The organism is Youngiibacter fragilis 232.1, from assembly GCF_000495435.3.
Lineage (GTDB): Bacteria > Bacillota > Clostridia > Clostridiales > Clostridiaceae > Youngiibacter > Youngiibacter fragilis.
On sequence record NZ_AXUN02000120.1, the window covers coordinates 1 to 2,592 of the forward strand.

The window sequence follows — 2,592 nt, forward strand, 5'->3', positions numbered from 1 at the left end:
TGCACTAGAATTTACGCTTACTTTAAAATTAATGTTGGTCTATTCGGAATACTGTTCGCATATTTCATTGGGGTCTTCGGTCTCGGAATGTCAGTCAAGGCGGTGACTGCAACGTGGTCACTCACATTGTTTTTTACAATATTTGCGATAACATTTTTTTATGGATTCGCAATATCTAACGGCACTCTTGAGTTAATAGCAAAGAAATCAGTCTATCTAACCCGTAATGTTCCTTACTTGATACCATTTGTTTGTTATGGACTTTGTATTGCAATGTCTGGAATCGGGCCAGGACCATACGCAGTGTATGCATTCTTATCGCCACTTATCATGGCAATTGCTAAAGAAATTAAAATGCATAAGATGATAGCAGTAGTTGGAATTGTTGGTGGAGGTGTTGCCGGAGCTTTCACAAGTATAGGAATGGGTGGAGGTATTGCTAAAGGTCTAATTGAGGGGGCTGGTTATGTTCAGGAAGCAGCCCAATTTACAAATAGGGTATTAATAAATTCCTTTATTGGAGAAACAATACTGTTCATTATTGTATATATAGTATTTAAGGGTTATAAGGTTAAGCCGTCTTCGATTGAGAAACCTGTTGCCTTTAACAGGGAACAGAAGATTAACATGATTCTTATAGTACTCACGCTGGCACTTACAATATTCCCAACATTATTCTCAAACTTGGTACCAGATAGCGCCATGTTGAAAACAATAGCTAAGGGAGCAGATGTTGCATATGTTTGTATACTAGGAGCAATCCTAGGAATATTCTTCAAGATTGGAAAAGAGAAGGCAGCATTTGCTATCGTACCTTGGAATACGATCATACTACTATGCGGTATGGGTATGTTGGTTTCAGTAGCTGTAGCGGCTGGTACAATCGACATGATTGCGAATGCAATAAGCACAAATGTAAGCAAGACCACTGCACCTGTTGTTATGACAATACTCGCAGGCGCAATGAGCTTTTTCTCAAGTACGATGGGTGTAGTTATGCCTACGCTATATCCAGTAGTGCCTACCATAGTAGCTGCAACTGGGGTGGCTCCAACTGCACTATTCTCAGTTATTACTCTAGGTGCTGCAGTTACTGGAGTTTCACCATTCTCTTCAGGTGGTGGACTAGCTTTACCTGCAATTCAGGATGAACAAGAGAAGGCTGTCGTATTTAAGCAGCTGTTAATTCTCCCATTCGCAAGTCTAGCTGTAATAGCTATCTTAGTTCTTGTTGGAATAATTAGATAATAATTTGGAGGTTAAGATGAAAACTACAAAAGTATTGAGAGATATGTTAAAGAATAGATCGATGATAATGGCTCCCGGTGCATATGATGCATGGTCTGCCAAACTGATTGAAAATGCTGGATTTCCTGCAGTGTATATGACAGGATATGGTGTCTCTGCAAGTGTATTGGGTAAACCGGACATCGGACTAATAACTTTATCAGAGATGGTTGCATCTGCTAAAAATATCGTAGCATCAGTTGGAATTCCTGTAATAGCTGACGCTGATAATGGATTTGGAGGAACACTCAATGTTGTGAGAGCGGTAACTGAATATGAACAGATTGGAGTCGCTGCGATACAGCTTGAAGACCAAGTAACACCGAAGAGATGCGGGCACATGGAAGGAAAGGAAGTTGTGCCTATGGAAGAGATGGTATCAAAGATTAAAGCTGCGGTACACGCTAGAAAGGATACTGACTTTGTCATTATTGCCAGAACTGATGCTAGAGCTGTAAAAGGATTTGATGAAGCTTTAAAGAGAGCAAAAGCATATGAAGCAGCAGGGGCTGATGTTATTTTCTTTGAAGCTCCTCAATCCTTAGATGAAATGGTTCAAGTTTCCAAAGAGATAAAGGTGCCACTGCTAGCAAACATGGTTGAGAAAGGCAAGACTCCGCTCACAAAAGCATCTGAACTCAATGAAATGGGCTATAACATAATTATTTATCCAGTTTCACCGCTTTACACTGCTACAAAGGCAATACAAGGCATGCTAAGTCAGTTAAAAGAAGATGAAACTACTTCAACAATGTTGGATAAGATGGTTTCCTTCCCGGTATTTAATTCAACAATTCAACTAGATAAATTAAGAGAATTAGAGAATTCATTCACCAAATAATCCAAATTCTAAAATTGATTTTAAATTACTACATTAGTAATGAGAGGGGGGATACTTTTACGCGAAAGATAATTATGCGTATTAGTATCTTCTTTTTGCCTAAACACATGTTGAGACCGTCGTCTTGATAGAGAGGGTAAAGCATTGAGCCCCAAACGTTTTGGGCTATTGAACAAAATGAATAATTGATAAAAATGGCACTGAAATTGGGTGAAAACCACAATTTCAGTGCTTTTTCCATAGGGGGGCATACTTTTACGCGAAACTAAAAGTGCAGGTCAACCACAATTGGTTTTTAGGATACACCAAGGATGAAGATGGACACCTCATAATCGATCAGGAGCAAGCCGAGGTTGTTAAGCGAATATACCGAGAGTACCTAAGTGGCTATGGATTATTGAAGATAAAAAGATCGCTTGAAGCGGATTGTTATTTAAACCTTAACTGTTACTGCTGACTTCTGT

The 2,592-nt window shown here is 39.2% G+C and carries 2 protein-coding genes and 1 pseudogene; all 3 read left to right on the plus strand.

Annotated elements, in window-relative coordinates; genetic code table 11:
- The coding region (locus T472_RS06385; protein ID WP_023863442.1) for an SLC13 family permease at positions 1–1,248 on the plus strand (1,248 nt) is incomplete at its 5' end.
- Between the two features lie 16 nt (positions 1,249–1,264).
- Positions 1,265–2,128: an isocitrate lyase/PEP mutase family protein gene (locus T472_RS06390; RefSeq protein WP_023387666.1), complete on the plus strand. Its 864-nt coding sequence runs from the start codon at positions 1,265–1,267 to the stop codon at positions 2,126–2,128.
- A 268-nt stretch (positions 2,129–2,396) separates the two neighbouring features.
- Positions 2,397–2,555: pseudogene (locus T472_RS20670) on the plus strand (recombinase family protein); the annotation flags it as partial.
- Positions 2,556–2,592 lie beyond the last annotated feature (37 nt).